At 73.5% G+C, this 23,356-nt stretch carries 19 protein-coding genes, 1 pseudogene and 1 riboswitch; of the genes and pseudogenes, 10 read left to right on the top strand and 10 right to left on the bottom strand.

Going from position 1 to position 23,356, the window contains the following annotated elements:
* Positions 1–204: 204 nt before the first annotated feature.
* From ACF1CT_RS09470 to ACF1CT_RS09450, 5 genes and pseudogenes are all read right to left on the bottom strand, one after another.
* On the bottom strand, positions 205–978 hold the full coding sequence (locus tag ACF1CT_RS09470) for a maleylpyruvate isomerase family mycothiol-dependent enzyme (protein WP_391783211.1): 774 nt from the start codon (positions 976–978) through the stop codon (positions 205–207).
* A gap of 41 nt (positions 979–1,019) precedes the next feature.
* Positions 1,020–1,291 (bottom strand): annotated as a pseudogene (locus ACF1CT_RS09465) (hypothetical protein); the annotation flags it as partial.
* Between the two features lie 164 nt (positions 1,292–1,455).
* A complete protein-coding gene (locus ACF1CT_RS09460) occupies positions 1,456–2,526 on the bottom strand; it encodes a prenyltransferase (protein WP_391783210.1) in 1,071 nt (356 codons plus the stop codon).
* Positions 2,523–3,308: a methyltransferase domain-containing protein gene (locus tag ACF1CT_RS09455; RefSeq protein WP_391783209.1), complete on the bottom strand. Its 786-nt coding sequence runs from the start codon at positions 3,306–3,308 to the stop codon at positions 2,523–2,525. The genes ACF1CT_RS09460 and ACF1CT_RS09455 overlap by 4 nt, the downstream gene beginning before the upstream one ends.
* A gap of 78 nt (positions 3,309–3,386) precedes the next feature.
* Positions 3,387–4,718, bottom strand: coding sequence for a glycosyltransferase family 4 protein (locus tag ACF1CT_RS09450; RefSeq protein ID WP_391783208.1), 1,332 nt, complete (start codon positions 4,716–4,718; stop codon positions 3,387–3,389).
* Between the two features lie 278 nt (positions 4,719–4,996).
* Here ACF1CT_RS09450 and ACF1CT_RS09445 point away from each other — a divergent pair, with 278 nt between their 5' ends.
* The 7 genes from ACF1CT_RS09445 to ACF1CT_RS09415 all read left to right on the top strand — a co-directional run bounded on the left by ACF1CT_RS09445 (position 4,997) and on the right by ACF1CT_RS09415 (position 11,512).
* Positions 4,997–5,602 (top strand): TetR family transcriptional regulator, encoded by a 606-nt coding sequence (locus ACF1CT_RS09445; protein ID WP_391783207.1) that lies wholly within the window; start codon positions 4,997–4,999, stop codon positions 5,600–5,602.
* Between the two features lie 193 nt (positions 5,603–5,795).
* Positions 5,796–7,043 carry a substrate-binding domain-containing protein gene (locus ACF1CT_RS09440; RefSeq protein WP_391783206.1) on the top strand — a complete coding sequence of 416 codons (1,248 nt, stop codon included), beginning with the start codon at positions 5,796–5,798 and terminating at the stop codon, positions 7,041–7,043.
* Positions 7,044–7,115: 72 nt separating this feature from the next.
* Complete coding sequence (locus ACF1CT_RS09435; RefSeq protein WP_391783432.1) at positions 7,116–7,850, top strand: ABC transporter ATP-binding protein; 735 nt, start codon at positions 7,116–7,118, stop codon at positions 7,848–7,850.
* Positions 7,847–8,593, top strand: a complete 747-nt coding sequence (locus ACF1CT_RS09430; RefSeq protein WP_391783205.1) for an ABC transporter ATP-binding protein — start codon at positions 7,847–7,849, stop codon at positions 8,591–8,593. Before ACF1CT_RS09435 ends, ACF1CT_RS09430 begins: the two co-directional genes overlap by 4 nt.
* A complete protein-coding gene (locus ACF1CT_RS09425) occupies positions 8,593–9,480 on the top strand; it encodes a branched-chain amino acid ABC transporter permease (protein WP_391783204.1) in 888 nt (295 codons plus the stop codon). Before ACF1CT_RS09430 ends, ACF1CT_RS09425 begins: the two co-directional genes overlap by 1 nt.
* Complete coding sequence (locus ACF1CT_RS09420) at positions 9,477–10,628, top strand: branched-chain amino acid ABC transporter permease (protein WP_391783203.1); 1,152 nt, start codon at positions 9,477–9,479, stop codon at positions 10,626–10,628. The genes ACF1CT_RS09425 and ACF1CT_RS09420 overlap by 4 nt, the downstream gene beginning before the upstream one ends.
* Positions 10,625–11,512: an alpha/beta hydrolase gene (locus ACF1CT_RS09415; RefSeq protein WP_391783202.1), complete on the top strand. Its 888-nt coding sequence runs from the start codon at positions 10,625–10,627 to the stop codon at positions 11,510–11,512. Before ACF1CT_RS09420 ends, ACF1CT_RS09415 begins: the two co-directional genes overlap by 4 nt.
* 64 nt (positions 11,513–11,576) lie before the next feature.
* On the opposite strand, the gene ACF1CT_RS09410 is transcribed toward ACF1CT_RS09415, so the two are convergent.
* Both ACF1CT_RS09410 and ACF1CT_RS09405 read right to left on the bottom strand, forming a co-directional pair.
* Positions 11,577–13,601, bottom strand: coding sequence for a helix-turn-helix domain-containing protein (locus ACF1CT_RS09410; protein WP_391783201.1), 2,025 nt, complete (start codon positions 13,599–13,601; stop codon positions 11,577–11,579).
* Positions 13,602–13,732: 131 nt separating this feature from the next.
* Positions 13,733–14,590, bottom strand: coding sequence for a 3-hydroxybutyrate dehydrogenase (locus ACF1CT_RS09405; protein WP_391783200.1), 858 nt, complete (start codon positions 14,588–14,590; stop codon positions 13,733–13,735).
* A 390-nt stretch (positions 14,591–14,980) separates the two neighbouring features.
* Between ACF1CT_RS09405 and ACF1CT_RS09400 the strand changes: the two genes are divergently transcribed.
* Positions 14,981–16,471 (top strand): PHB depolymerase family esterase, encoded by a 1,491-nt coding sequence (locus ACF1CT_RS09400; protein ID WP_391783199.1) that lies wholly within the window; start codon positions 14,981–14,983, stop codon positions 16,469–16,471.
* A gap of 156 nt (positions 16,472–16,627) precedes the next feature.
* On the opposite strand, the gene ACF1CT_RS09395 is transcribed toward ACF1CT_RS09400, so the two are convergent.
* Both ACF1CT_RS09395 and ACF1CT_RS09390 read right to left on the bottom strand, forming a co-directional pair.
* A complete protein-coding gene (locus ACF1CT_RS09395; protein ID WP_391783198.1) occupies positions 16,628–16,861 on the bottom strand; it encodes a ferredoxin in 234 nt (77 codons plus the stop codon).
* The gene (locus ACF1CT_RS09390; RefSeq protein ID WP_391783197.1) at positions 16,861–18,351 is read right to left on the bottom strand and encodes an aldehyde dehydrogenase; all 1,491 of its coding nucleotides are present in this window, start codon (positions 18,349–18,351) and stop codon (positions 16,861–16,863) included. The genes ACF1CT_RS09395 and ACF1CT_RS09390 overlap by 1 nt, the downstream gene beginning before the upstream one ends.
* 911 nt (positions 18,352–19,262) lie before the next feature.
* On the opposite strand from ACF1CT_RS09390, the gene ACF1CT_RS09385 reads away from it, so the two are divergent.
* Positions 19,263–19,706 (top strand): nuclear transport factor 2 family protein, encoded by a 444-nt coding sequence (locus ACF1CT_RS09385; RefSeq protein WP_391783196.1) that lies wholly within the window; start codon positions 19,263–19,265, stop codon positions 19,704–19,706.
* Between the two features lie 112 nt (positions 19,707–19,818).
* Here the strand turns inward: ACF1CT_RS09385 and ACF1CT_RS09380 are convergent, their stop codons facing one another.
* Positions 19,819–21,651 (bottom strand): protein kinase, encoded by a 1,833-nt coding sequence (locus ACF1CT_RS09380; protein ID WP_391783195.1) that lies wholly within the window; start codon positions 21,649–21,651, stop codon positions 19,819–19,821.
* Between the two features lie 286 nt (positions 21,652–21,937).
* On the opposite strand from ACF1CT_RS09380, the gene ACF1CT_RS09375 reads away from it, so the two are divergent.
* The gene (locus tag ACF1CT_RS09375) at positions 21,938–22,978 is read left to right on the top strand and encodes an MBL fold metallo-hydrolase (RefSeq protein WP_391783194.1); all 1,041 of its coding nucleotides are present in this window, start codon (positions 21,938–21,940) and stop codon (positions 22,976–22,978) included.
* A gap of 221 nt (positions 22,979–23,199) precedes the next feature.
* Positions 23,200–23,274: riboswitch (cobalamin riboswitch) on the top strand.
* The last annotated feature ends 82 nt before the right edge of the window (positions 23,275–23,356 follow it).

The raw sequence follows: 23,356 nt of genomic DNA, 5'->3' as shown, positions 1-23,356 counted from the left end.
CCGGAAGCCTGCCGGAGGCCGCCCGTCGGCCCGGTGGCTCAGAGGCTTTCGGGTGACCTCCGACCGGGCGGCCACGTCCCGGCACGCAGGCTTCCGGCGTTGCCGGGATGACCGAGCAGCTCCGCTACCGGGCGCTCCCGACGCCTTGGAATCGCACGCACCATGCCGCGTCCGCCTTCCGGTCGAAGGTCACCCGACAGGCTCTCAGAAGCTGGTGCGCTCCAGCCAGAAGTCCAGGACCTCCGTGTCCCCCAGTACCTCGACCCGGTCGCTGTTGACCGGGAGACGCCGGTTGAAGACCAGCATCACGTCGGTGAGCGGGCCGCGCAGCGCCACGGACGCCTTCCCGTGGGCGCGCCGCCACTCGAAGCCGTCCTCGCCCAACTCGATCAGCCATTCGGCGTCCGGGGCGTCCGTGGCGTGCAGGTGGATCGAGCGCCCGGGTCCGGTCAGCCCGGCGGCCTTCTTGTCGCCGGCGGCCCGCACGAACGAGACGATCTCCAGCCACTCGTCGATCGTGTCGGCGGCGAACTCGGGCGCGACCTCGAAACCGGCCCGGACGGCGAGTGCCGCGTCGGCCTGGTGGACGATCGTCTCGTGGGCCATGCGGCGCGCCCAGAAGCCCGTGCTGTGCTCCCAGCCCCAGGACCACACCTCCAGGTCCGTCCCGGCCTTCCGCAGCGTCTCGGCGGTGCTCTCCGCGCCCTCGGCCAGCCAGGCGTCGAGCACGGCGGGGTCGTCGCCCTCCGGCCTGACGTGCGGCACGTCCCGGGGCTGCACCGCTTCCTCCGCCCGGGTACGGACGATCTCGCCGGCCCAGCGATGGGCGCCGCCGACGTGCCCGGCGAGGTCACGCAGGGTCCAGTCGGGGCAGGTCGGTACGTTCGTGTCGAGGTCGGCGCCGCGCAGCACGCCCCTCAACGCGTCGGTGCGGGCGATGATTTCGTCGCAGTAGAGGTCGTGCGAGAGTGATCCCATGACTCGCACCCTAGTACGACCGGGGGGCTGGACCTCAGCGGTTATCCGGCGAGTTGTGCGGTGCTGGGCACCCGGTCACGGACGTCCGCGCCCGCGCTGCGGCCCGCGCCCCTGATGCCGTTGATCACGCTCTCGAAGGCGCCGATGTCGGCCTCGCCCGCCTCGCCCCTGCGGGGAGTTTGCCGCCGAGCCCCTTGAGGGTCTCGATGCCCGCCGTCAGCGGTGCCACCGCCTTCGACAGCAGCGGGTCGCCCTGGGCGTCGGCCGCGGCGGCCTTCAGCCGGTTGTACGCGAAGCCGCCCGCCAGCCCGGCCGGCGGGCCCACGGCGGCGGACACCGTGGCGAGCGCCCGACGTGGCACTCACAGCACAGGCTGGCCCCGAACCGGACGGCGTGCCAGCCGGGGCGGCCGTCCGGGTGCGCCGCCGCCGTCCCGCCCGGTGCGGCCCTGCCGGTGTCCCCGCGCGGGGGCGGGACTCAGCAGCAGTCCGGTTCCAGCCCGCGCGGCAGCCGTTCGCCGCCGAAGACCGCGGTGGTGGCCTCGTCGCCACCGAGCGCGGCGACCGCGAGCAGCAGCGAACCGGCCGTCCAGGTGGTGAGTTCCTGGGGCCAGAAGTCCCGGTTGCCCTCGAAGACGTACCCCGTCCAGTACATGCCGCCCTCGGCGCGCAGGTGCCCGATCGACTGGAGGATCTCCAACGCCCGGTCGGACTCGCCCGTCGCCCACAGCGCCAGGGCGAGTTCGCAGCTCTCGCCGCCGGTCACCCACGGGTTGGGCAGCACGCAGCGCACCCCGAGGCCGGGGACGACGAAACGGTCCCAGCCCTCGTCGATCCGCTCCCGCGCGTCCCGCGCGTCGAGGACCCCGCCGAGGACCGGGTAGTACCAGTCCATCGAGTAGTGGCTCTTGTCCAGGAAGCGTTCCGGGTGGTGGCGGATCGCGTGGGCAAGCGCGCCGGTCGCCAGCTCCCAGTCCGGCTGCGGCTCCTCGCGCCGTTCGGCGATGGCCAGGGCGCAGCGCAGCGCCTGGTGGATGGAGGAGCAGCCGGTCAGGAGGGCGTCGGTGACGGGGGTTCCGTCGGCCTCGCGCTTCCAGCCGATCTGGCCGCCGGGCTGCTGGAGCCGCAGCACGCACTCGACGGCGGCGTACACGGTCGGCCACATCCGGTCGACGAAGGCGTCGTCGCCGGTGGCCAGGTAGTGGTGCCAGACGCCGACGGCCACGTACGCGCAGAAGTTGCTCTCCAGGGCGCGGTCGGTGGGCCGGTCCGGGTCGCCGTCGTGGTAGGCGGCGTACCAGGAGCCGTCGCCGTTCTGGTGCCGGGCCAGCCAGGCGTAGGCGCGTGCCGCGGCGTCGTGCTCGCCCGCGGCGTCGAGGGCCATGGCGGCCTCGGTGTGGTCCCAGGGGTCGAGGTGGTGGCCCCGGAACCACGGCAGCGCGCCGTCGTCGCGCTGGACGGCGAGCAGGGCGGAGACGGTCTCGGCCGCCTGCTCGGCGGTGAGGACTCCGGGCAGGACGAGGTGTTCGGTCTGCTCGGGAGTGGTCACGCCTCGGCCCTGGGGGATTCCTCGGCGGCGGCCTCGGCACCGGGCTCGGTACCGGCGGTGGTGGCGGGGAGGTGCGGTTTGGTCGCGTACGCCACGAAGCTCTTGCCGACGACCGGGTTGAGCAGTTGCTCGGCGACCCGGGTGGCCATCGGCTTCTTCATGATGTCCCAGACCAGCAGCTTGTGGTAGGCGCGGACCGGCAGGGCCTTGTCGTTGTCGACGCCGAACGCGCACTTGAGCCACCAGTAGGGGGCGTGCAGGGCGTGGGCGTGGTGGGTGCCGTACGGCTTGAGACCGGCCCCGCGCATCTTCGCGAGCAGTTCGTCGGCCCGGTAGATGCGGATGTGACCGCCCTCGACCTCGTGGTAGGCGTCGGAGAGCGCCCAGCAGACCTTCTCGGGGCCGTAGCGCGGCACCGTGACCGCGATCCGGCCGCCGGGCCGCAGGACCCGGACCATCTCGGCGAGCACGCCCTTGTCGTCGGGGATGTGCTCCATCACCTCGGAGATGATCACGACGTCGAAGGACGCGTCGGGGAACGGGAGGTTGAGCGCGTCGCCCTCCATGGCGGTGGCGGTGGCGCCCTCGGGGGCCTCGCCCTCCGCCTTCATCGCGGCGAACCACTTCGCGACCTCGCGGATCTCCTCGCCGTTCCGGTCGAGGGCCACGACCTGGGCGCCGCGCCGGTAGCACTCGAAGGCGTGGCGTCCGGCGCCGCAGCCCAGGTCGAGCACCCGGTCGCCTGCGGCGAGCGGGAAGCGGGTGAAGTCCACGGTCAGCACAAATGCCTGCTTTCGCGGTCGAGGGGGATCAGTGGGCAGGTACGGCGGGAACGGCGGGGGCGGGCTCGGCCTGCCGGGTCAACGGCGTCTGTCGCGGCCGGTGGCGGCGGCCCGGGCGGCGATCGCCTCGCGGTAGCGGGCGGCGGTGCCGAGGGCGGCCTGCTTCCAGGTGAAGCGGGCGAGCACCCGGGCCCTGCCCGCGGCGCCGAGCCGGGCGCGCAGTTCCGGGTCGCCGAGCAGCCTGCCGAGCGCGTCGGCAAGTGCCCCGGCGTCGGCGGGCGGAACGGCCAGGCAGGTCTCGCCGTCCGGGCCGGCGACCTCGGGGATCGCCCCGCCGGTGGTGGCGACCAGGGGTGTGCCGGTGGCCATGGCCTCGGCGGCCGGCAGCGAGAAACCCTCGTACAGGGAAGGAACGCAGGCGATCTGGGCGCCGCGCACCAGGTCGACGAGTTCGGCGTCGCTGACGCCCTTGACGAACTCGACGGCGTCCTGGAGTCCGTGCCGTTCTATGGCCTGTGCGACGGGTCCGTCCTCGGCCCGCTTGCCGACGACGACGAGGTGGGCGCGGTCGTTGCCGGTGCGGAGCTTGGCGAGCGCCTCGACGAGGTGGACCAGCCCCTTCAGCGGGACGTCGGCGCTGGAGGTGGTGACGATCCTTCCGGGTATCTCGGCAACGGAGGGGTCGGGGGACCAGAGGTCGGTGTCCGCGCCTATGTGCACGACGTGGACGCGGTCCGGGCGCACCCCGAGGTGGTCGACGATCTCCTGCCTGGAGGAGCCGGAGACGGTGAGCACGGACGGCAGTCGGCGCGCGACCCGCTTCTGCATGCGGGTGAAGCCGTACCAGCGGCGCACGGAGGCGCGTCGGCGGCGGGTCTCGGCGGCGTCCAGATCCAACTGGCGGTCGACCGTTATGGGGTGGTGGATCGTGGTGACGAGCGGGGCACCGAGGTCCGCCAACAGTCCGTAGCCCAGGGTCTGGTTGTCGTGGATGACGTCGAAATCGCCCCGCCGGGCGGCGAGGTGGCGACGGGCGCGCAGGCTGAAGGTGAGCGGTTCGGGGAAGCCGCCGGTCCACATGGTGGCGACCTCGGCGGCGTCGATCCAGTCCCGGAACTCGTCGCGCCCCGGGGTGCGGAACGGGTCGGGCTGGCGGTAGAGGTCCAGGCTCGGCAGTTCGGTGAGCGGGACGCCCTCGTCGAGCACGGGGTACGGCTGGGCGCCGATCACCTCGACGCTGTGGCCGAGGCGGGCGAGCTCACGGCCGAGGTGGCGCACGTAGACGCCCTGGCCGCCGCAGAAAGGATTTCCCTTGTAGGTGAGGAGTGCGATGCGCAACGGGCGGTCGCCGGACGCACCCGACGCGCTGCCGCCCGTGTGGGGGCCGGTCTCTATGGCCTCAGCGGTCACACTCGGCACCCTTCTCGCTGCGTGTTCGCCGGAGCGTAACCGCTCACGCTAATCTAGAACAAGTTTCAGACTGGATCGTTCAATGAGCTACGAATCTACCGGCAGGTAGCGTCGGTGCAACGGCGGGACCGGGTGATTCGCGCCACGACCGGCGCCCTGGCATGCTGTGCGCCGCCGGGAGGCCGAGCACCTCCTTCCGGCCGCTCCGGTCACTCCGGTCGCTCCCGGTCGCTTCCGGTCGCTTCCGGTCGCGGACAGACGCCTTGGATGGGGGACACATGACAGCGGAGGCCAGGCCGGTATCGCCACCCCTGACCGAGCGTCAGGAGGCCCGTCGGCTCCGGATCCTGCACGCCAGTGCCCAACTCGCCCTCCGCGGCGGGTTCGAGGCCGTGCAGATGCGCGAGGTCGCCGAGGCGGCCGAGGTGGCCCTCGGCACCCTGTACCGCTACTTCCCGTCCAAGATCCACCTACTGGTCGCCACGATGCAGGACCAGCTCCAGCGGATGCACACGACCCTGCACAAACACCCCCCGGCCGGGGACGATCCGGCGCAGCGGGTCGCCGGCACCCTGATGCGGGCGTTCCGCGCGCTCCAGCGCGAACCGCACCTGGCGGACGCGATGGTGCGGGCGCTGACCTTCGCGGACCGCAGCGTCAGCCCGGAGGTGGACACCGTCTCGCGGATCACGACGGCGATCATCCTGGACGCGATGGGCCTGGAGCACCCGACGCCGGAGCAGTTGTCCGCGGTCCGGGTCATCGAGCACACCTGGCACTCGGCACTGATCACCTGGCTGTCGGGGCGGGCGTCGATCGCCCAGGTGAAGATCGACATCGAGACGGTCTGCCGGCTGATCGACCTGACCGCGCCGGAGCGCTGACGGCGGCGGGCCCGCTCCCCGGGCCCGCGCCGAAAGGTTTCGGCCACCCGGCTTCCGACGGCCCGCCCCGGCTCCCATGTGTGCGCGGCACATGGCGGTCGCGCGAGGTGGGGTGCCCGGCACCATGTCGACGGCGGCGCGGTGTTCATACGGTTCGGCGACATCCCATGAACACGCCGAGGAGCCGGTCACCATGCGTCGCTCAGCCACAGGCACCGTCCGCCGCCCCAGATCCCTGTCCACCGTCGCCGTGCTGGCCGCGGCCGGCCTCCTGCTGACCGGGTGCACCGCCGCCGGGAAGGCCGGCGAGGACGATGCCGGGTCCGGCGGGGACGGCAAGGACAGCACCGTGAAGGTCGGTCTCGTCTACTCCCGCACCGGGCTGCTCGCCGACTACGGCAAGCAGTACCGCGAGGGCTTCATGGCGGGCCTGGACTACGCGACGAAGGGCACCGGGAAGGCAGCCGGGCACCGGATCGAGGTCTCCGAGCAGGACGACGCGGGCGACCCCGGCAAGGCGGTCGCGGCGGCGAAGAACCTGATCGGGAAGGGCTACAAGGTGCTGGCCGGCACCACCGATTCCGGGGTGGCGCTCCAGATGGCGCCGCTCGCCGCCCAGAACAAGGTGCTCTACATCAGCGGCCCGGCCGCCACCGACGCCGTGACCGGGATCAACGGCTACACCTTCCGCTCGGGGCGGCAGTCCTACCAGGACATCCTCACCGCCGGGGCGATGCTCGGCGACGCCAGGGGCAAGAAGGTCACCGTGCTGGCCCAGGACTCCACCTTCGGCCAGGCCAACGTGGCCGCGGTGAAGGCGGTCCTCGGCGGCCGGGGCGCGACGGTGGGCTCCGTGCTGGCCCCGCCCAGCGCCACGGACCTGACCCCGTTCGCCCGGCAGGTCAAGGCGGGCGGTCCCGACCTCGTCTTCGTCGCCTGGGCCGGCTCGACCGCGCCCGCGCTGTGGACCGCGCTCGACCAGCAGGGCGTGCCCGCGGCGAGCAAGGTCGTGACCGGCCTCGCCGGGGCGGCCTCGTACCCGGTCTTCGGGGACGCCGGATCCCAGGTGTCGTTCCTGGCGCACTACTTCCCCGGCGCGGGCGGCGGCAACGCCGTGGAGAAGGCCATGCTGGACGCGGTCGGCAAGGCGGGCGGCACCCCGGACCTGTTCACGCCGGACGGGTTCACCGCCGCGCAGATGGTGGTGCGGGCCGTCGAGAAGGGCGGGTCCGGCGACACCGGCGCCATGGTGAAGGCCCTGGAGGACTGGACCTTCGACGGGGTCAAGGGCAAGGTCCGGGTCCGCGCCGAGGACCACGCGCTGCTCCAGCCGATGTTCGTCGCGAAGCTCGACGGGACGGGCTCCGGCGCGAAGCCGCGGCTGGTGACCACCGAGCCGATGGACACGGTGGCGCCCCCCGCGAAGCCCTCGGCGGGCTGAGCCGTGCCCGTATCGCACACCACCGCACAGCAGCCGGGCGGCACTCCTGCCGCCGGCCCCGCCGCCGCCCCGGTGCTGCGGCTCGCCGGTCTCGGCTGGGGCGTCGGCGGGGCGACCATCGTCGAGGACGTCACGCTGGACGTCCGCGAGGGCGAGTTCCTGGCCTTCATCGGCCCCAACGGGGCGGGCAAGACCTCCCTGTTCAACCTGATCAGCGGGCTGACCCCGGCCACCTCCGGCACGATCGCGCTGGACGGCGCGGACGTCACCGGCCGCCCCGCGCACGAGCGGGCGCGGCGGGGCCTGGGCCGCACCTTCCAGACGTCGAGCCTCTGGCCGGGCATGTCCGTCGCCGACCACGTCCGGCTGGCCGCCCAGGCGGCCCGCGGCGGCTCGTACCGGCTGTGGCGGCGCGCCCGCCCGTACCCCACCGAGGTGGCCGACGTGCTGGAACGCACCGGACTCGGCCACCGGACCCGGGCCCTGGCGTCCGAGCTGTCGCACGGCGAGAAGCGGAAGCTGGAGCTGGCCGTACTGCTGGTCGGCGAGCCCCGGCTGATGCTGCTGGACGAACCGATGGCCGGGGTGAGCGCGGAGGAGGTCCCCGCGCTCACCGAACTCATCCGCACCCTGCACCGGGACGAGGGCCGCACCGTCCTGATGGTCGAGCACCACATGGACGTGCTGCTGGGCCTCGCCGACCGGCTCGCCGTGATGCACCACGGCCGGCTGCTGGCACTGGACACGCCCGAGGCCGTGACCGCCGACCCGACCGTGCAGCAGGCCTACCTCGGGGAGGGGCTGTGACCACCGAACCCCTGCTCGCCGTACGGGACCTGCGGGTCCTGATCGGCGGCCGGCACATCCTGCACGGCGTCGACCTCGATGTCGCCGCGCACGGGGTGACCGCGCTCCTCGGCCGCAACGGCGCCGGGAAGACCACCACCGTGCGCGGTGTCCTCGGGCTCGTCCCGCGCACCGGCAGCGTCCGGCTGGACGGCACGGAGACCGTGTCGATGCCCACCCACAGCGTGGTCCGGCTGGGCATCGGCTACGCCCCCGAGGACCGGGGCGTCTTCGCCGGGCTGACCGTGGCGGAGAACCTGCGGCTGGCCGAGCGGCGCGGCGCGGACGGGCCCGACTACCCGCTCGTCCACGAACTCTTCCCCGAACTGAAGCGGCGGGAGAAGCAGTTGGCGGGCACCCTGTCCGGCGGGCAGCAGCAGATGGTGGCGATCGGGCGCACCCTGCTCAACGGCAACCGGCTGATCATCGCCGACGAACCCACCAAGGGCCTGGCGCCCAAGGTGGTGACCGAGGTCGCCCAGGTGCTGGAGCGGGCCGCCGAGGCGGTGCCGGTGCTGCTGGTGGAGCAGAACCTCGCCGTCGTGCGGCGGCTCGCCGCGCACTGCGCGGTGCTCGCCGACGGCCGCACCGCCCACCGGGGCCCGGCCGCCGAACTGCTCGGCGATGCCGAAGCCGCCCGGCGCCTGCTGGGCGTGGGGCACGGCCCGGCCATCGACGCATCTTCCGTGGAGGCGGGTTCCTGATGTCCACCGTCGTTCTGCTCACCATGACCGGGCTCGGTCTGGGGGCGCTCTACTTCCTCGTCGCCTCGGGCCTCTCGCTGATCTTCGGCCTGATGGACGTGCTCAACTTCGCGCACGGGGCGCTGCTCTCGATCGGCGCGTACGGCACCTGGTGGGCGGCGTCCGGGAACCTGCCCGGCGCCGGCCCCGGCGGGGCGGGGTTCGTCCTCGCGGTGCTGTTCGGCACGGCGGTGGGCACCGCCGCCGCCGTGCTGCTGGAACTCGCCGTGGTCCGCCCGCTCTACACCCGGCCGCGCGAACAGGTGCTCGCCACGGTCGGGGTGGGGCTCGCCGTCCCCGCCCTGCTGTCGGGGATCTGGGGCTCGGACGCCCGCACCTTCCCCGGCCCGAAGGCCCTGTCGGGCACCTTCGAACTCCTCGGCGCCCAGGTGCCGGTCAACCGGCTGGTGCTGGTCGCGGCGGCGGTCGTGGTCCTCGTGGCGCTGCGGCTCTTCCTCGGCCGCACCCGGCACGGCCTGGTGGTACGGGCCGGGGTCGAGGACCGGGCGATGGTCACCGCGCTCGGCATCGACGTGCGCAGGGCGTTCACCCTCGTCTTCGCGATCGGCGGCTGTGCCGCGGCACTCGGCGGAGCGCTCGGCGGCCTGTACTTCGGCTCGGTCGACCCCCACCAGGGCACCTCGCTGCTGATCTTCGCGTTCGTCGTGGTCGTCACCGGCGGCATGGGCTCGGTGACCGGGGCCGCCGTGGCATCCGTGGTCATCGGCCTGGTCCAGCAGTTCGCCAACTACTACACCGCGGCGGGCCTCGGCGACCTGGCGGTCGTCGTGCTCCTCGCCGCGCTGCTGCTCCTCCGCCCGCGCGGACTGACCGGGAGGCTCGCGTGAGCACCGTCACCGAGACACACGACCGCACCACCGACGAACGCCCCACCGCACCGGCCGGCGCCGGGAGCGCCACCGGGTTGCTGCGCCGCTGGTGGCCCGCCGCCGTGCTGCTGCTCCTCCTCGTCGCACCGTTCAGCGCGGTGCCGCTGCCGGGCCTGCTGGACGGGCCGCTCGGCAGCCCGGGAAGCCTGCAACTCCTCGCCACCTGCCTGCTGTTCGGGGCCCTGGCGACCGGCTACGACCTGCTGCTCGGCCGCACCGGGCTGCTCTCCTTCGGGCACGCGCTGTACTTCGCCACGGGCAGCTACGCCACGAACGTGTTCCTGCTGGAGGCGGGGCTGCCGTTCGCGGTGTCCGCGCTGCTCGGACTCTGCTCGGGGATCGTGCTCGCGCTGGTGCTGGGGTCGGTGAGCCTGCGGGTCACCGGAATCGGTTTCTCGATGGTGACGCTGGCGTTCGCCCAGGCCGGTTCGATCCTGGTCTCCCGCAACCCGGGGGGTCTCACCGGCGGCGAGGAGGGCCGGGCCGCCCCCGCCGATCTGCTGCCGTCCTGGCTGGTGGGCATCGACCACACCGCCAACCTGTACTGGGTGGCACTGGGCTACCTCGTTCTCACCCTGGCCGTCGTCCACTGGGTGGTCCGCTCCCCCACCGGGCGGGTCTGGGAGGGCATCAAGGAGAACGAGCGCCGGGTGGAGGTGCTGGGCCTCAAGCCGTACGGGTTCAAGCTGACGGCGTTCGTCCTGGCGGGCGCGCTGGCCGCGCTGGGCGGCCTGGTGCACCTGCTGCTCACCGGCGGCTCGACCCCGCAGACGACCACCTCCGACTTCACCCTCTCGCTGCTGGTGATGGTGGTGCTCGGCGGATCCGGCACCCGCTGGGGCCCGATGGTCGGCGGCATCCTGTACACCTGGGCCGATCACCGGCTCGGCGACCTGGCCGGGTCGGGCGCGGTCGCGGACCTGCCCGCGGTGCTGCGGGTGCCGCTGTCCCAGCCGTTGTTCCTGCTCGGTGTGCTGTTCGTCGCCGTGGTACACCTGCTGCCGGGCGGCCTGGCCCGGCTGCCCGCCCGACTGGCCGCCGCGCGTCGCGGCCCGGCCAGAACCCCCGCACCGCACGTCGCCCGGAAGGAGAACGGACAGCCGTGACGCCGTACGAGGAGATACAGGTCCCCGTGACCGGGGGCGAACTGGCGGTGCTGCGCTGGCCCGCCCGGGAGCCGGACGCCCCGGTCGTCGTCGCCCTGCACGGCATCACGTCCAACGCCCTGTCCTGGGGCCCGGTGGCGAGGCTGCTGGACGGCCGCGCCACCCTGGTCGCCCCGGACCTGCGCGGCCGGGCGGGAAGCCGCGCCCTGCCGGGGCCGTACGGCATCGCCGCGCACGCCGACGACGTCGCCGCCGTGGCCGAGGCGCTGGGCCCGGGCAGGGTGGTCCTGGCGGGCCATTCGATGGGCGCGTTCGTGACGGCGCTGGCCGCCGTACGGCACCCGGAGCGGTTCGGTCCGCTGCTGCTGGTCGACGGCGGGGTCGGCTTCCCGGCGCCCACGCACCTGTCGCCGGACGAGCTGATGACCGCGGTGATCGGCCCGGCCATGGACCGCTTGTCGATGGCCTTCCCGGACCGGGCCGCGTACCGCGCGTTCTGGCAGGCGCACCCGGCGTTCGCGGACCACTGGTCGGACGAGGTGGACGCGTACATCCAGCGCGACCTGACCGGCGAGGAACCGGCCATGCGCTCCACCTGCCGGATCGAGGCGGTGCGCACCGACGGCATCGGCCTGTTCGACGAGGAGGTGCTGACGGCGATCCGGAAGCTGCCCGCCCCGGCGACGCTGCTGTGGGCGCGGCGCGGCCTGATGGACGAGGCACAGGGACTGTACGACGAGACCCGCCTGGCGGCGGCCGCCCTGGACGGCACGGGGGTGACGCCGGTGGAGGTGCCCGACGTCAACCACTACACCGTGCTGACGGGCGGGCGGGGCGCCGGTGAGGTCGTACGGCAGCTGCTGGAGCTGTGCGGGGTCTCCTGAAACGGGCGGTGGTGTGTGGTGGTGGGGGGAGCCCCGCGTCCGCGGAATTCCCCCCACCGCCCCCTCACTCCTTGAGCTGATGGAGCCGCAGGGCCAGTTGCAGTTCCAGCGCCCGTCCCGGCTCGTTCCAGTCGTGCCCCAGCAGCACCTGCACCCGCTCCAGCCGCTGCACCACCGTGTTGACGTGCACGTGGAGTTCGTCCTTGGCGCGGACCAGGCTGCCCCCGGACCCGAAGTAGGCGCCCAGGGTCCGCACGAGGTGCGTGCCGCGCTGGGCGTCGTACTCCAGCAACGGCCCGAGCGTCGCGGACACGAAACCGTCGACGTTCCGGCCGTTGCCCAGCACCACGCCCAGGAAGCCGAGTTCCTCGACGCACGCGCCCTGTCCGGTACGTCCCAGGACCCGCATGGCGCTCAGGCAGCGGACGGCCTCGCCGTACGCGGCGGCGAGTTCCCGGACCCCGCGGGCCGGACCGGCGGCGGCCACGGTGACCGGGGCCTGGACGAGCTGCCCGAGCTGCGCCGCCGCCGCACGTGCCACGTCGCCGGGGTCCGCGCCCCGGTCGTCGATGGCGGCACCCCGGTCGTCGGTTTCGGCGCCCCGGTCGTCGGTGGTGATCAACAGCACCACGCTGCCGTGGTGTTCCGCGCTCACTCCGCGGAGATCGCCGCCGAACAGATAGCGCATCGCGGCGGGGGCCAGCCGACCCCGCGCCCCGCCGTCGGCAAGCAGCAGCAGGTGCGGCCGGTCCAGGTCGATGCCGAGCCGCCTGCCGCGTTCGACGAGTCCGGCCGGGTCGCGGTCCGAGTCGGTCAGCAGGTCGGTGATCAGTTCGCCGCGGACCCGGTTCTCGGTCTCGGCGACCGTGCGCCGCAGCAGCAGGAGCAGCCCGGTCACCACCGAGGCCCGCTCGAACAGCCGCCGGTCGGAGTCGTCGAGCGGTTCGCGCCGGTGCAGGACGAGGCGGGCCATCAGTTCCCGCCCGGCGAGGACGGCGCAGATCCACCGGCCGTCGCGGTGCACGGCGCGCGCCCCCGTACGGGACTCCTCGGCGGTCTCGGCCAGCCATCCGGCGTCCATGCTGTCGGCGGCGAAGGCCACGCCGTCGGGCCGGACCGCCGCGAGGGGCCGCCCGCCCGGGTCGTGGATGGTGAGCGGGGAGCCCAGCAGGCCCGCGACGGCCGCGGCCACGTCCTTCACGTCACGGCCGCGCAGCACCAGGTCGGTCAGCCGGTCGTGGGATTCCTCGGCCCGCCGCATGGCCGCCGAGTGGGCCCGTACGGCGGCGTTGGCCTCGGCAAGTTCGGCGTTGGCCGCCGCGAGTCCGTCCAGGGCGGACCGGGTGTCGGCGAGCGCGCGTGCGGTGTCGATGGCGATCGCGGCGTGCGCGGCGAGCGAGCACAGCAGGGCGACCTCGTCGGGGCTGAACACCCGGGGCGCGCGGTCGGCGGCGAAGAGCACGCCGATGACCTTGCCGGTGCCGCCGCGGCTGGAGCCCAGGAGGAGCGGGACGCCGAGGATGGCGACGAGCCCCTCGTCCAGCACTCCGGCGTTGATGTTGCGGGTGTGGCGGAAGCGGTCGTCGGTGCGGTAGTCGTGGGTGGCGTACGGGCGGGCGGTCTGCGCCACCAGCCCGCCGAGCCCCTCGCCCAGTTCCAGCCGCAGGCGCTGGAAGACCACCGACACCGACCCGTCGGTCACCCGCATGTAGGTGTCCCCGGCCTCCTCGTCGGGGAGCGTGAGGTACGCGGTGTCGGTGCCGAGCAGCATCCTGGCCCGGCGGACGATCGCCTTCAGCACGTCGTCCAGGTCCCGCGAGGCGGCAAGGTCGCCCGCGGTGTCGAAGAGGGCGGTGAGCTGGAGCTCGCGGCGCCGGTGCTGGCGCAGGGAGCCCCTGATCCGCAGGGCGGTGGCGGTGGCCCGTTCCACCTCCGCCAGGTCCGCCGCGGACACCCCGGCGGCCCGCGCCCGCGAGGACACGGCCCCCAGCGCCTCGGCGGGGGCGTCGTCGGCCAGCAGGTCCAGGAGGCGCCGCAGGTGGGGCGCGGCGGATGTGGCGGACGCGGTGGGCGCGGTGGGTTCGGTCATGAGTGGCCTGTTCGGTCATGGGCGGCCGGGGTCCGGCGGGGCTGGCGGTTCGTCGGGGCCGGTGGGTTCGTCGGGGCCGGTGGGCCGTCCGGCCCGGGGCGTCGGGGCAGCGGATCGCCGGGGACGGCGATTCAGTTGGCGGTCCAGCCTCCGTCCATGGAGAGCGAGGTGCCGGTGATGTGGCCGGTGCGCGGCCCGCAGAGCCACAGCACCGCCTCGGCGACGTCCTCCGGCTCGATCAGCCGCTTGATCGCGCTGCGTTCCAGCATGACCCGGCCCACCACCTCGTCCTCCGAGATGCCGTGGGTGCGGGCCTGGTCGGCGATCTGGTTCTCGACCAGGGGCGTACGCACATAGCCCGGGTTGACGCAGTTGCTCGTCACCCCGTGCTCCGCCGCTTCGAGCGCGACCACCTTGCTGAGTCCCTCCAGTGCGTGCTTGGCCGTGACATAGGCCGACTTGTAGGGGCTGGCCCGCAGGCCGTGCACGGACGAGATGTTGACCACGCGCCCCCAGCCGCGTTCGTACATGCCCGGCAGGGTCCGGCGCAAGATACGGAACGGTGCCTCCACCATGACGCGCTGGATCAGCGCGAAGCAGTCCGGCGGGAACGCGTGGACGGGGGCGACGTGCTGGAGCCCGGCGTTGTTGACGACGATGTCGGCGTCGGCGGGCAGCGCGTCCACCGCCTCCGGGTCGGAGAGATCCGCCGCCCACACCGTCCCGCCGATCTCCTCGGCGAGGTCCCGGGCGGCATCGGCGTTCTTGTCCACCACGTGGACGTGGGCCCCCGCGGCGGCCAGGGCCTGCGCGCAGGCCCGCCCGATCCCGCTCGCGCCCCCGGTCACCAGGGCGGTACGACCGGCGAGCGGCCGGCCGACGGGCGACGGCACGTCCCCGGACGCGGACGACGGTGCGGGAGGCAGGACGGTGTGCGGGGCGGTGGCGGGCCGGGCGGGCCCGCGGACCGGGCTCTGGGGAGTCTCCATGGTCCGTCACCGTAAGGAGGCCGGGGCCCGCGTCACACGGGGCCGGTGCACACACCGCGGCACCTCGCCATGGTGGCGGCGTACATGGTGCGGGCCCACGCCGGGAGAGAGGCCGACGCCGGGCCGGGGGCAGGGCCGAAGCGCATACGGCCGGCCCCGCGGCGGCGGGCGGCCGGATCCGTGCCGCACCGGCCGGGAGCCAGCGGCACGTGCAAGGTCCGTGGCGCACACAGCCGGGACCGGGGAGTGTCCGTCGGGCCCATGGGCGGGGCGGATCGCGGCTCATAGCGTCCGCCCAGCACCCCCTTCACCCGCTCCCCCGCAACCGACCACTCGCACCGCCCGCACGACCGGGGCGTCCCCCGACCGTCCGGGCCCAGGGAGGCACCCGTGCGCCCATCGATCCTGCGACGCCTGTTCCGGCGCGTCGCGTCCACGGCCGTTCTCGCCCTCGTCGCGGCGACGCTGAGCACGGTGGGGACCGCCCCGCCCGCCGCCGCGTCCGCCACCGCGACGAGGGGCGGCCTGCAACAGGTGACCGGCTTCGGCACCAACCCCGGCAACCTCCAGATGTTCGCGTACACCCCCGCCGAACTGCCCGCCGACGCCCCGCTGGTGGTGGCCCTGCACGGCTGCGCGCAGACCGCCGACGCCTACTACACCAACTCCGGCTGGCCGGAGTACGCCGATCTGTGGGGCTTCGCCGTGGTCTTCCCGCAGACCGCTTCCGCCAACAACGCGCTGTCCTGCTTCAACTGGTTCGACCCGGCCGACGACAGCCGGGGCAGGGGCGAGGCCGCCTCGGTCGCGCAGATGGTGGAGTACGCGAAGCAGCGGTACGGCTCGGACTCCGGCCGCGTCTACGTCACCGGCCTGTCGGCGGGCGGCGGCATGGCCGCCGACCTGCTGGCCGCGTACCCGGACGTGTTCGCGGGCGGATCGATCGCCTCGGGCCTGCCCGCCCAGTGCGCGACGAGCCAGGCGGGCGCGTCCTCCTGCCAGATGGGCTCGCAGAAGCTGACGCCCGCGCAGTGGGGAGACAAGGTCCGCGCCGCCCACCCCGGCTGGTCCGGTCCCTGGCCCCGGGTGGCGATCTGGCAGGGCACCGCCGACTACACGGTGTACCCGGCCAACGCCACGGCCCTGCGCGACCAGTGGACGGATGTCTGGGGCATCGGACAGACCCCGTCGTCCACGGACACCCTGCCCGGCAACACGACGCGCGCCACGTACGACGACGCCTCCGGGCAGCCTGCCGTGCAGACCTACTCCGTCTCCGGCATGGGGCATGGCCTGGCGGTGAACCCCGGCTCCGGTACGGAGCAGTGCGGCTCGACGGCCGCGTACTTCCTGAACACCATCTGCTCCACGTACCACACGGGCGTCTTCTGGGGCCTCGACCGGGACACGCCCGGAGGCGGCGAGGGCCGGCTCCCCGCCCCGTCCGGCCTGCGGGTCACCGCCGTCACGGCCGACAGCGCCTCGCTGACCTGGGACGCCGTCGAGGGCGCGGCCTCGTACACGGTGTACCGCGACGGCACGAAGCTCGCCTCCCCCACCGCCACCACCCACACCGACACCGGACTCACCGCCGGTACCGCGTACCGCTACACGGTGACGGCGGTCGACGGATCGGGCAGCCCCGGCACGGCCTCGGCCCCGGTGACGGCGACCACCACCGGCGGAGGAACCCCCGCCCGGTGCTTCACCGCCACCAACTACGCGCACGTGGTGGCCGGGCGGGCGCACACCACGGGCGGCCTCGTCTACGCCAACGGCTCGGACCAGAACATGGGCCTGTACAACGTGTTCGTCACACACACCCTGCGGGAGTCCCCGGCGGGCCACTTCGTGATCGCGGACACGGGCTGCACCGCCTGAGTGTCCGGGTTCGGGCCCGGGGGCGGTCGCACGCGGCTCGCGGCCGCCCCCGCCGGTGCCCGAAGGGCTGGCCCGGAATCCCTGGCGGGCGGGCTCGCGGCGTCCTGCGGCCCCGCCTCCCGCGTTGTCGTCGGTCGCCTGTTGCCCACCAGCTCGTCACTCCTCCGGCGGGAACACCGCCTCGCCCGAGCCGACCAGCGTGATCATGATGGCCTCGACGGGGCACCCCTCGGCCGCCGCGAGGACCCGCTCGTCGGCGCCGGTCTCCGGGGAGCGCGGCCGGGACTGGCGGGCGGTGTCCAGCGCGAAGCCGTCCGGGGCGTGGTTCACGCACATCCCGGAGCCGATGCACACCCCCCGGTCGACCTCCACGGTCCAGCGGTCCCCCATCACGCACCGCCCTCGTCACCGGGGGCGGCCGTCGTGGCCCCGTACCCGGCCGGCAGGTGGATCATCTTGTGCTCGAAGTACTCGCCGTACCCCTCGGGCCCGAACTCCCTTCCCAGGCCGGAGTTCTTGTAGCCGCCGAACGGGCCGAGCATGTCGAGGCTGAAGGTGTTGACGCTGTACGTGCCCGTCCTGACCCGGCGGGCGACGTCGATGCCGCGCTCGGTGTCGGCGGTCCAGACACTGCCGCTGAGACCGTAGTCGGAGTCGTTGGCGATGCGCACCGCCTCGTCCTCGTCGCCGTACGGCAGGAGGCAGATGACGGGGCCGAAGATCTCCTCGCGGGCGATGCGCATGGAGTTGTCGACGTCGCCGAACAGGGTCGGCTCGACGTACCAGCCGCGTTCCTGGGAGGCCGGACGGCCGCCACCGGTGAGGATCTTGGCGCCTTCGTCCTGACCGATCCGGATGTAGTCGAGCGAGCGCCGCTGCTGGCGCTCGGCGACCAGCGGGCCGAGTTCGGTGGCGGGGTCCAGCGGGTCGCCGATCCGCAGCGCACTCGCGGCGGCGGCGAACGCCTCGGCCGTCTCGTCGTAGCGGGAACGCGGGACGAGGATGCGGGTCTGGGCCACGCACGCCTGCCCGTTGATCATCCAGGCGAACGGGACGATCCCGGCGACCGCCGTCTCCAGGTCGGCGTCCGGGAGGATCACGGCGGCGGATTTCCCGCCCAGTTCCAGCGTGACCCGGGTGAGGTTGCGGGAGGCGACCTCCATCACCCGGCGTCCGGCTGCCACGGACCCCGTGAACGAGATCTTGTCGACGCCCGGGTGTCCGACCAGGTACTCACTGACCTCGCGGTCGGCCGGGATGATCGACAGCACCCCCTCCGGCAGTCCGGCCCCTGCGGCGATCTCGGCAAGCAGGTAGGCGTCCAGCGGGGATTCGGGCGACACCTTCAGCACGACGGAGCAGCCGGCCAGCAGCGCGGGCGCGAGCTTGGCGGCGGCGGTGAACTGCGGGACGTTCCACGGCACCACGGCCGCGACCACCCCCACCGGCTCCCTCCGCACCAGCAACGGCCCCAGCGCACCGTCCCGCCGCTCCTCGTACGGGAAGTCCCGGGCGACGGTGAGCGCCGCGTCCCACACCATCATCGCGGCGAGCGCCTGCACCATCACGCTGGACGAGTACGGGGTGCCGTTCTCCGAGCTGATGACCCGGGCGAACTCCTCGTACCGGGCGGCGAACGCGTCCTTGATCCGGGTCACCACCGCGATCCGCTCGTCCAGGCCCGTCCGGGGCCAGGGTCCCTCGTCGAACGCCCGCCGGGCGGCGGCGACGGCCCGGTCCACGTCCGCCTCGCAGGCATGCGGCACTCTGCCGATGACCTGTTCGGTGTGGGGCGAGACGACCTCGATGACCTCCCGGCCCAGCGGATCGACCAACTCTCCGCCGATGAACAGTTTTCCGTGTTCGACAAGCTCGGTCATGGCTGCTGCCTCCCGCGAACCGGCACGACATCCGACAACGTCATCCCACCGCATCTTCATCTGATTCTCCGTCAGAACTGATACCAGTTCCAGTTCCAGGAGTCCACGGCACCGGGGCGACTCACCGGCCGATCGGCGCGAGCGCCGTTCCGCACCACCGGGAACGACCGGGCGCTGCACCCTTCCCGGGTCAACGCGGCACGCTGTCGCGCACCTTCGGCACATCCCCCTCCCGCGTGACGGCGAAGCGCGCCCAGACGATCTTGCCGAGCGGTTCACGCTCCTCCACGCCCCACGAATCCGCTGGAAGGCCTGCTGGTTCATGGCCGCACGCTCTCGGCAACGCTCCGTGACGCATGGTCGACCAATGGTGACCACCCTGGACTTCCGGCAGTCAACTCCCCGAGGTTCGCCATGCGTGATCAGTTCCCCGCGTTGGCCCGCCGGGCGCTACGGGACGCCGGATACTCGACAAAGACGGCGGCCCGTGCCATTCGGTACACCCGGCGTCCGTCGTTCCGGCCGCGGTGACACAGATGCGGGAGGTCGTCCGGCCGCTCCGTGCGGCACGGGGGCCGCATCGCGACCACCGGTTCGTCGGACTCAAGCAGCCCTTTCCCCATCGCCCCGCTACGCGGTCATGGTCAGGCATCCGGGTGGCGCCCGATACGCCGACATCCCTCCGCCTTGCGATGCACCACATCCGACGCCGCGCGCCGATCCGCCGCGGAGCACGGGACGGCCCTTGGCGACCACCGTGGGCCCACCGGCCGGCCGGCGCGAGCACTCGCCTCCCCCTCACCCGGCCATTACCCCTGGCGTAATCGACCACGGTCCTCCGCCGGGGCAGTGTGGTGCACGTCAACGAGATCCCCGACGAGGGTTCCGGCACCGAGGCCCGAGGAGCGACCATGCCCGTCACGTCAGCCGACACCACCACACGTTCCGTCGCCGACAGCACTCGCCACGTCGTCGAGGAGTTCCTCGCCGCCCGGATCGCCGGGGACGTCGAACGGCTCGTCGCGCTCTTCGCGGACGACGTCGACTGGATGCTCGCCGAGAACCCCGTTGTCCCGTGGATCCGGCCGCGCTCCACCGGAGCCGAATGCGCCGCCCAGTTCACGGAGCTGGCCGCGCACACGGTGGCCGAGGACTCACGGGCCTCCGTCGACACGTTCCTCGTCGACGGCACCGACGCCGTCCTGATGGGGCACCTCTCGGGGACCGTGCACGCGACGGGGAAGTCCTTCGAGGGTCCCTTCGCGCTCCGCCTCACCGTCGAGGGCGGCCGGATCACCCGGCATCACCTCTACGAGAACAGCGTGTCGATCGCCGAGGCGTGCACCCTCTCCTGAGCCCCGGCCCCCGGCGATGCCCGGGACGGCGACGCCCGGGACGGCGACGCCTTCTCCCGTCACGGTGGTCGGCGGGCTTTCGCCCCACGGCCGCCGCGTCCGGCGAGTGCGTTCAGTCCCAGCCGGTCACCTGCCGGGGCTCCTGGATCGGCTTGTCATGATACGTACCGTCCGCCACGGACATCCTGACGTACGAATCGCCGGAAAATACCAGGTAGTTGTTGTGTTCGCCCGGTACCCGGACGGCGGCGTCGATCCTGTCCCGAAAGCCGGGGTACCGCGCGAAGGTGTTGCTCCAGGTGCTGAGCGGCTGCCAGCTGTTCACGGGTCTGCCCCGGGGCCCGATGCCGTCCAGTCCGCACCGGACGTATTCGTTCCCCGAGAACACCCAGAACTCCGGCGAGCCCTTCTCCGGCGCCGGCATCAGCGCGTCGACGACGGTCAGCGGGTTGCCGGGCCCGCGCCCGAAGGTGGCCGCCCAGTCGTCGAGCGGGGCCGGTTCCGCCAGTCGGCTGTCGTTGTACGCGCCGTCCGCGACCCCGATGCGGATGTACTGCTGCCCGGAGAAGACCCAGTATTCGCTCCTGCGCCCCGGGACCGGCAGCACCGCGTCGATTCCCCCGGTGAATTCCGGCAGATCGCTGAAGGCTCTGCTCCAGTTCGCGATCCTGTACGGGCCGATCTCCCGCCGGAACGGCTTGTCCGGGTCCGACACGTCGACCCGTACGTACTGGTCGCCGTAGAAGAGCCAGAGCCGCGACGAACCGTCCGGGGCGGGCATCGCCGCGTCGACGTGGACGCTCCCGTGTGCCGGAGGCGCCGAGGACGCCGGACCCCTGGCCGCCGGGCCCTTCGTCGTGGGGGCCGGTTCGCCCGCGCGTCCCGTGTCGGCCGCGGCCCGGTCGTCCCGCGACAGGCGGCTCAGCACGAGTCCGGCGCCGACGCCTCCCGTGAGCGCCAGACCGGCCGAGAGCACCGCCCGGCGGGACGGCCGACGACGCGGTGCCCCCGCATCGGCCGTGGACGCCGCCCATGACGGGGCGGGCGGGCCGCCCGGCGGCGGGGCGTCGGGGGTGGCCGCGAGACCCGCCCCCGCGGCCACCGGGCGCAGCAGGGCGGCCGTCTCGGCGGCGGTCGGCCGCTCCGCCGGGTTCTTGCGCAGCAGGGCTTCGAGGACCGGGGTCAACGGCCCCGCACCGGCCGGAACCTCCGGCTGTTCGCTCATCACGGCGTACAGGACCGCGGCGGGCTCCGGACGGGCGAAGGGGGAACGACCGGACACCAGGGCGCACAGGGTGGCGCCCAGCGAGAACAGGTCGCTGGGCGGTCCCGACGGGCGGCCGCTCAGTCGTTCCGGGGCGATGAACTCCAGGGTGCCGATCACCGCGCCGGGCGTGGTGAGCGACGCGGTGTCGGCGAGTGCCACGATGCCGAAGTCGCAGAGCACGACGCCGCCGTCCTCGCGCATCAGGACGTTGGCCGGTTTCACGTCCCGGTGCAGGGCGCCGATGGCGTGCACCGCGTCGAGCGCGTCGAGCAGCTGGAGGCCGATCCCGGCGATCCGGGACGGGGGCATCGGGCCGAGGGCGGCGACGTGTTCGGCCAACGAGCGGCCCTTGACGAGTTCCATCACCAGCCACAGCCGGTCCTCGTGGCTCACGAGGTCGTAGACGTCCACCACGTTGGGGTGGGAGACCCCGGCGATGGCGCGCGCCTCGCGGTGCGCGCGTCGGGAGCGCTTGGCGAACTCCTCGCCGCCCTCCTGCAGATGTACTTCCTTGACCGCCACCGAGCGGCCGAGCAACCGGTCGGTGGCCCGCCACACGGTTCCCATGCCGCCGCTGCCGAGGCGTTCGTGCAGGAGGTACCGGTCGCCGATCGCCCGTTGTCGCGCATCGTCACCCACCCGCCCAAGGTAGCCGAGCACGGTGCCGGACACAGTCATCCTCTCGGATTCAACCACCGCCTGTCCGCGCCCCGTTGGGGGTGCCCTCTGACGCGCGACGACCGGATCCGCCCGTTCCTGTTCCCGTCCCCTCCCCCGGCATGCCCACCGCTCCACCGGGGACCCGTCGGTCCGGCCGCCCGCCCTCCGGCCCGGACGGACGAGATGGTCGACCGGGGCTACTACTGGAACAAGTTCTCGTTACAGTGGTCGACAGGCGCGCACCGCACAGCCGTTACGTCCGAACGTCCGGTGAACCGGCCGGGCTGCGGGGAGATGGGGAACCATGACGCAGGTGACCGACCACGGCGGGGGCGTGCACAGCATCAAGGTGCCCATCCCGGACAACCCGCTCGGCCATACCCTGGTGCACGTCCTGGACACGGATCGCGGGCCGGTCCTGATCGACACCGGCTGGGACGACCCGGAGGCGTGGGACACGCTCACCGCCGGGCTGACCGCCGTCGGCACGGACGTCGCCGACATCCACGGCGTGGTCATCACCCACCACCACCCCGACCACCACGGACTGTCCGGGCAGGTCCGCGAGGCGTCCGGGGCCTGGATCGCCATGCACGCGGCGGACACCGAGATCGTGCGCCGCACCAGGGAGTCGGAACCCGGCACCTGGCTGACGTATCTGGTGGGCAAGCTCACCGCGGTCGGGGCACCCGAGGCGCATCTCGCGCCGTTGCGGGCCGCGGCGGCGGAACGGGGGCGCCCGAGCACGCTGCCCGGGGCACGGGCCGCGGTCCCGGACCGGGAGATCGTGCCCGGCGAACTGCTCGACCTTGCCGGGCGGCGGCTGCGGGCGGTCTGGACTCCGGGACACACCCCCGGTCATGTCTGTCTCCACCTGGAGGAACGGCATCCGGCCGAACTGCCCGGGCGGGGGCGGCTGTTCTCCGGGGACCATCTGCTGCCGGGGATCAGCCCGCACATCGGGCTGTACGAGGACCCGGACGACGCCACCGTCACCGACCCCCTCGGGGACTACCTCGACTCGCTGGAGCGGATCGGGCGGCTCGGGGTCGCGGAGGTGCTGCCCGCCCATCAGTACGCGTTCCCGGACGCGGCGGGGCGGGTCCGGGAGCTCCTCGTCCACCACGAGGACCGGCTGACCGGGCTGCTCGGGCTGCTCACCGCGCCGCTGACCCCGTGGGAGCTGGCCGAGCGGATGGAGTGGAACCGGCCCTGGGAGCAGATCCCGCCCGGCTCGCGCAACATCGCCGTCTCGGAGGCGGAGGCCCATCTGCGGCGGCTGGTGAAGCTGGGGCGCGCGGAGGCGGTGGCGGGGAGCGACCCCGTGACGTACCTCGCGGTGTGACGTCGGCACCGCCCCCCTGTCCGGTGTGACGTACCTCGCGGTGTGACGTCCGCGGGCGGCGGCCCCGGTGTGACGTCGGTGCGCTGTGGGCCCGGGAGGAGTGCGGCCCCGCCGCACCGCGCGGGGCCGCCGCGGGGCCGTCGCCGTGGGGCCCGGGGGCGTACCCGGGGGCCCTCGCCGGACCGCCCGGTAGAGTGGGCTGGTCGTCATCATGCCCGTACAGGGGGAAGCCGGTGCGAATCCGGCGCTGACCACGCAGCCGTGAGCCGTCCCGCGGACGGTGAGCCGGAATGCCCTGTCCGCGGTCGTGACCGGCTCGTACCACCGGAACCCCGGTGGTCGGCATCGTCGAGGTATACGGAGCCGGAGCCTGGTGCG

The sequence above is a fragment of the Streptomyces sp. NPDC014734 genome, from assembly GCF_043083325.1.
GTDB lineage: Bacteria > Actinomycetota > Actinomycetes > Streptomycetales > Streptomycetaceae > Streptomyces.
Note: the sequence above shows the minus strand (reverse complement) of the source record. Positions and strands in the feature narration are given on the sequence as shown.

Excerpts from the sequence above, each read along its gene's own strand:
- ACF1CT_RS09470 (WP_391783211.1), bottom strand. The coding sequence starts at position 978 with ATGGGATCACTCTCGCACGACCTCTACTGCGACGAAATCATCGCCCGC.
- ACF1CT_RS09445 (WP_391783207.1), top strand. The coding sequence starts at position 4,997 with ATGACAGCGGAGGCCAGGCCGGTATCGCCACCCCTGACCGAGCGTCAG.
- ACF1CT_RS09440 (WP_391783206.1), top strand. The coding sequence starts at position 5,796 with ATGCGTCGCTCAGCCACAGGCACCGTCCGCCGCCCCAGATCCCTGTCC.
- ACF1CT_RS09425 (WP_391783204.1), top strand. The coding sequence starts at position 8,593 with ATGTCCACCGTCGTTCTGCTCACCATGACCGGGCTCGGTCTGGGGGCG.
- ACF1CT_RS09410 (WP_391783201.1), bottom strand. The coding sequence starts at position 13,601 with ATGACCGAACCCACCGCGCCCACCGCGTCCGCCACATCCGCCGCGCCC.
- ACF1CT_RS09405 (WP_391783200.1), bottom strand. The coding sequence starts at position 14,590 with ATGGAGACTCCCCAGAGCCCGGTCCGCGGGCCCGCCCGGCCCGCCACC.
- ACF1CT_RS09395 (WP_391783198.1), bottom strand. The coding sequence starts at position 16,861 with ATGGGGGACCGCTGGACCGTGGAGGTCGACCGGGGGGTGTGCATCGGC.
- ACF1CT_RS09390 (WP_391783197.1), bottom strand. The coding sequence starts at position 18,351 with ATGACCGAGCTTGTCGAACACGGAAAACTGTTCATCGGCGGAGAGTTG.
- ACF1CT_RS09385 (WP_391783196.1), top strand. The coding sequence starts at position 19,263 with ATGCCCGTCACGTCAGCCGACACCACCACACGTTCCGTCGCCGACAGC.
- ACF1CT_RS09380 (WP_391783195.1), bottom strand. The coding sequence starts at position 21,651 with ATGACTGTGTCCGGCACCGTGCTCGGCTACCTTGGGCGGGTGGGTGAC.
- ACF1CT_RS09375 (WP_391783194.1), top strand. The coding sequence starts at position 21,938 with ATGACGCAGGTGACCGACCACGGCGGGGGCGTGCACAGCATCAAGGTG.